Annotated in this window: 6 protein-coding genes; 2 read left to right on the top strand and 4 right to left on the bottom strand. The window is 61.9% G+C overall.

Annotated elements, in window-relative coordinates:
* Positions 1–64: 64 nt before the first annotated feature.
* The gene (locus RMO18_RS10525) at positions 65–802 is read right to left on the bottom strand and encodes an RNA methyltransferase (protein WP_309665783.1); all 738 of its coding nucleotides are present in this window, start codon (positions 800–802) and stop codon (positions 65–67) included.
* Between the two features lie 153 nt (positions 803–955).
* On the opposite strand from RMO18_RS10525, the gene RMO18_RS10520 reads away from it, so the two are divergent.
* On the top strand, positions 956–1,576 hold the full coding sequence (locus RMO18_RS10520; protein WP_309665782.1) for a thiamine phosphate synthase: 621 nt from the start codon (positions 956–958) through the stop codon (positions 1,574–1,576).
* Between the two features lies 1 nt (position 1,577).
* Here the strand turns inward: RMO18_RS10520 and RMO18_RS10515 are convergent, their stop codons facing one another.
* The 3 genes from RMO18_RS10515 to RMO18_RS10505 all read right to left on the bottom strand — a co-directional run bounded on the left by RMO18_RS10515 (position 1,578) and on the right by RMO18_RS10505 (position 3,481).
* Entirely contained in the window at positions 1,578–2,399 is an 822-nt protein-coding gene (locus RMO18_RS10515) for a lysophospholipid acyltransferase family protein (protein WP_309665781.1), read from the bottom strand.
* Positions 2,396–3,178, bottom strand: coding sequence for a GNAT family N-acyltransferase (locus RMO18_RS10510; RefSeq protein ID WP_309665780.1), 783 nt, complete (start codon positions 3,176–3,178; stop codon positions 2,396–2,398). Before RMO18_RS10510 ends, RMO18_RS10515 begins: the two co-directional genes overlap by 4 nt.
* Before the next feature lie 129 nt (positions 3,179–3,307).
* Positions 3,308–3,481 (bottom strand): DUF3553 domain-containing protein, encoded by a 174-nt coding sequence (locus RMO18_RS10505; protein ID WP_309665778.1) that lies wholly within the window; start codon positions 3,479–3,481, stop codon positions 3,308–3,310.
* A 26-nt stretch (positions 3,482–3,507) separates the two neighbouring features.
* Between RMO18_RS10505 and RMO18_RS10500 the strand changes: the two genes are divergently transcribed.
* Positions 3,508–3,914 (top strand): histidine phosphotransferase family protein (locus RMO18_RS10500; RefSeq protein WP_309665776.1); only part of this gene is annotated, 407 nt, incomplete at its 3' end.

The raw sequence follows: 3,914 nt of genomic DNA, 5'->3' as shown, positions 1-3,914 counted from the left end.
GTAATTTCGAATCCTAAGTCATTGAAATGTATAAGGCGGAAATCATGTCCACGCGTGGACATCCTCACTCCCTCCGGCTTTTCAAAGCCCAGGCAATCTGCCGCAGCATCCCGTGAAAGGTCTGCACCTCGGCCCGCGTCAAGCCCAGCCGCCCCCACATGTTCCGCAGGTTCGCCTTCATCCCCGCGGCCTTGGTCTCAGGAAAAAAGAACCCCGCCGCCCCCAGCCGTTCCTCGAAATGATCGGCCAGCTTTTCCACGTCCAGCCGGCTCGCAAACTCCGTCCGCGCCAGCTCCATCACCTCCGGCGCCACCGCCCCCGCCTGCCTGCGCCACTCATATCCCAGAAGCAGCACACACTGCGCCAGGTTCAGCGACGGAAACTCCGGGTTCACATCGACCGTCACGATGGCGTTGGCCTGCACGATATCCTCGTTCTCCAGCCCTGCCCGCTCCGGCCCGAACAGCACCCCGACACGCTTCCCCTCCGCCGCCATCGCCCGCGTCATCTCCATCGCCCGCTCCGGCGTCACCACCAGCTTGACCAGCTCGCGCCCCCGCGCCGTGGTGGCAAAGACGAAGTCGCAATCCGCAATCGAGGCCGCCACGTCGGGAAAAATCCCCGCCTGATCCAGCACCCGCCCCGCCCCCGACGCCATCGCCACCGCCTTCGGGTTCGGCCATCCATCGCGGGGGTCGACGATGCGCATCCGCTCCAACCCGAAGTTCAGCATCGCCCGCGCGGCCGCACCGACGTTTTCCCCCATCTGGGGCCGCACAAGAATGAAAGCTGGCGGGATCATCGGTCACCTTCTGCATCTGGGTCCTGCCTGATAGGACAGCGCGGCGCCCCTGACAAGCTGGGGGTCCGCACCCCGTTGGCGCCCTACCTCCCAAGGTGGCCAAGTGCCGCAAAGGCTGATAGACGGTCCCGGACCAATCCACCGGAGCCCAAAATGGCCGCTGAAGACCGCCCGCAGATCACCCTCATCACCCCACCGACGTTTGATCTGGAGATCTTCCCAGACCTGTTGGCGCGGGTCCTTGACGGGTACGAGATTGCCTGCCTTCGCCTTTCATTGGCGACCGGCGATCAGGATGATCTTGCCCGCGCGGCCGACGCGGCCCGCGAAGTGGCCCATGCCCGCGACGTCGCCATCGTGATCGATACGCATGTTCTGCTGGTCGACCGTCTGGGCCTTGACGGCGTTCACCTGACCGACGGCGCGCGGTCCGTCCGCAAAGTGCGCAAGGACCTGGGTGCTGATGCCATCGTCGGGGCCTTTTGTGGCACCAGCCGGCATGAAGGCATGTCGGCGGGCGAAGCGGGGGCAGATTACGTGGCCTTCGGGCCGGTCGGTGCCACGTCGCTGGGCAGTGGCGAACAGGTCGATTTTGATGTCTTTCAGTGGTGGTCTGAAGTTATCGAAGTGCCGGTAATTGCCGAAGGCGCACTGAGCGCTGAACTGGTCGCCCGTTTTGGCCCGGTGACCGACTTCTTTGCCATTGGTGCAGAGATATGGTCGGCGCCAGACCCGATTGCCGCGCTCAAGGCGCTGATGGCGCCGCTCGGCTGACCTACGCGACGGCGTTCGTGTGCGAGGCGCGGATCACGCGTTCGCAATGCGCCGCCAACACCTTTCTGTTCTCGAACGCTGCAACCGGAACCTCTGGGTGGAAGATCACTTCGACACTGCCGTGATGCCGGGTGGCCAGCATCTTGATCAGGTGGCTTGCAAAGTCCATTTCACCCCACCAGCCATAAAAGCGCGGGTCCTGCCCGGCGGGCGGGTGAAAGATCACGGTGACCGGCTGGATGTTCATCACCTCGCGCAGGCCGTCGGCATAAAACGCTTGAAACAGCGTCGATTTGAACGCCAGAACCCGGATCGCGTCAGTGCTTGTGCCTTCGGGAAAGAACAACAGCCTGTGGCCTGCCTTCAGCCGGTTTTCGAACACCTCTTGATGCTGCCTGGCCGCATGCCCTTTCCGGTTGATGAACACCGTACCCGTTGCACGTGCCAGCCAACCTATCGCCGGCCAGCCTTCCACTTCGGATTTGGCCACGAAATACACCGGTTGCGACGCGTTCAGGGCAAAGACATCCAGCCAGCTTGAATGATTGGCGACAACAGCGCCCGTGACGGTCATCGGTCGACCCCGCACCGTCAGCGGCAAGCGCAGGATCACAAAGGCAGCTTTGCAGACGAATTGGGTGATGAATGGTGTCAACGGGCGCTTTTGCCCAAACAGCGGCCATTCCACCAGCCGCACCAGCAACAATACCGCGAGCCCGCCATAGGTAATGGCGCCAAGGATGCTGCCCCTGAAGATCACGCGCAGCCATCCGGCCAACCCGATACGAATGGGTGGCAAAGCCGCATCGACCCAATTGCTCAAGTTTGCCCCTGCTTTCGGATATAGAAATCCCGGTGCCGCGCCGACATCTGCGTGGTGTTCATCACCAGGCAAACATCTGTCGTGTTGAAGTCCCGATCAATCCAGGCACCGTCTCCGACAAAGCCACCCAGCCGCAGATAGGCCTTGATCAGCGCCGGGGTCGCGGCCATCGCGCGCTTGCGATCCAGATCCGTTGCGGCGATCAGGTCCATTTCCTGCCGATGCTCGGGCCGTGCCCTGACGCGCATTTCCGCGGGCGCCAGATGGGTGTGGTACAGGTAGGACAGCGGCTCTGCCAGCGAGACGGCATCGATGCCGTGAAAGCTGGCCACGCCAAACAGGATTTCGATGTCCCGTTCCAGAACGTATTCGGCCAGACCGTTCCACAAGTGCAACATGGCCGTGCCGCCGCGATGGTCAGGATGCACGCAGGACCGGCCCAGTTCCAGCAGCTTTCGCCCCGAATCCAGCAGCGGCGTCAGGTCATATTCCGCTTCGGAGTAAAACCTTCCGGCAGCGGCGCGGCGGTCCCCCGGCAAGACGCGGTATGCGCCCACCACATGGTCTGCCCCACCGGTATCGCGGCTGCGGTCGACCAGCACCAGATGATCGAAATACGGGTCAAAAGCATCCCGTTCCAGTCGGGTAGCGTGGTCAACCAAGGGGCCATCCCCGCCCAGCTCCGCGACGAACACCTCATAACGCAAACGCTGTGCCGCGATAACATCCCTATCAGTCGTGGCGAGGCGCAAGAGATACGGAGAGTCTTCGGCGCTCATTTGCTCTGCCTTTGGGCTTTGAAGCCCGACTTAACGATGCAGGCAGTGCTTTGCAATGCGATCTAAATCGTAACAAATCTACAGATCACCTTCCGGTTGCGTTGACAACGCGTTCACCCACTATAGGAGTCAAGACGGATAGATCTGTATGAGGGTGACTTCTTTGCTTGCAATGACGACCTTTCCAGCATGCTCGAAATTCACGGTGACGCGGCCCGCAACGTTCGACTGCACCTGACCAAGCCCCCAGTCCGGTTGAGTTGGATGGCGCACCAGCATCCCCGGTTCCAGAAGCGAATTCATCCCCAACCCCTTGAGCGGACCCATTCATGCAAGACAAGCCCGACCTCGCCGCCCTGATCGGTTCTCGTATCTGCCACGATCTTATCAGCCCGATCGGTGCGATCGGCAATGGTGTCGAACTGATGATGATGGACAACACGGGCGGCAGTCCGGAACTGGCGCTGATCGCGGAAAGTGTGGCCAATGCCAATGCCCGCATTCGGTTCTTCCGGGTGGCCTTCGGCATCGCCTCGGGCGACCAACGCATCGGCAAGACCGAGGTGACGTCGATCCTTACCGACATGACGCGCGGTGGGCGGCTGATCTATGCGTGGAACAGCGCCGCCGATCTGCCGCGACGTGAAGTGCGCCTCATTTTCCTGCTGTTGCAATGCCTTGAAACGGCAATGGCCTACGGCGGCCGGGTGCAGATTGACCGGATCGAGCCGCACTG

It is taken from the genome of Tabrizicola sp. (assembly GCF_031377265.1).
GTDB lineage: Bacteria > Pseudomonadota > Alphaproteobacteria > Rhodobacterales > Rhodobacteraceae > JAUYQR01.
This window is presented reverse-complemented; position numbering and strand designations above follow the sequence as displayed.

What these genes read in the sequence shown, in the direction of transcription:
- RMO18_RS10520 (WP_309665782.1), top strand. Translation starts at nt 956, where the DNA reads ATGGCCGCTGAAGACCGCCCGCAGATCACCCTCATCACCCCACCGACG.
- RMO18_RS10510 (WP_309665780.1), bottom strand. Translation starts at nt 3,178, where the DNA reads ATGAGCGCCGAAGACTCTCCGTATCTCTTGCGCCTCGCCACGACTGAT.
- RMO18_RS10505 (WP_309665778.1), bottom strand. Translation starts at nt 3,481, where the DNA reads ATGAATTCGCTTCTGGAACCGGGGATGCTGGTGCGCCATCCAACTCAA.
- RMO18_RS10525 (WP_309665783.1), bottom strand. Translation starts at nt 802, where the DNA reads ATGATCCCGCCAGCTTTCATTCTTGTGCGGCCCCAGATGGGGGAAAAC.